The 384-nt window shown below is 70.8% G+C and carries 1 protein-coding gene; it reads left to right on the top strand.

Annotated elements, in window-relative coordinates:
• Positions 1–234, top strand: a 234-nt coding sequence (locus LPA54_RS41835) for a hypothetical protein (protein WP_228985567.1), incomplete at its 5' end; no start/stop codon positions are given.
• Positions 235–384: the final 150 nt, after the last annotated feature.

Here is a 384-nt window from a genome sequence, read left to right on the forward strand (position 1 = left end):
GACGTGATGGCAGTCATCCTCGGACTGTTGATTCTGATGTACCTGCTGGACGCCAACCGGGCCAACGACCTGGTGCGGTACGTCCATGACGCGTCCAACTGGCTGGCGGCCTGGTCGCGTGATCTGTTCACCTTCGACGAGGAGTGGGCGCGGGTCGTCTTCGGCTACGGACTCGCCGCCGTGGTCTACCTGTTCATCGGCCACGCCATCGCCGGCCGACTCCGCCGCCACTGACCCGGACCGCTCCAGGCCCTCCACCCCCGCCGCGTGATCAGGGGGGTCCGGGGGGCACCCCCGGGAGAACACAGCATCGGCCACGCCATCGCCGGCCGACTCCGCCGCCACTGACCCGGGCGGTCCCCGGCCGGGCGGGTCAGGCGTCCG

It is taken from the genome of Streptomyces sp. DH12 (genome assembly GCF_020873895.1).
Lineage (GTDB): Bacteria > Actinomycetota > Actinomycetes > Streptomycetales > Streptomycetaceae > Streptomyces.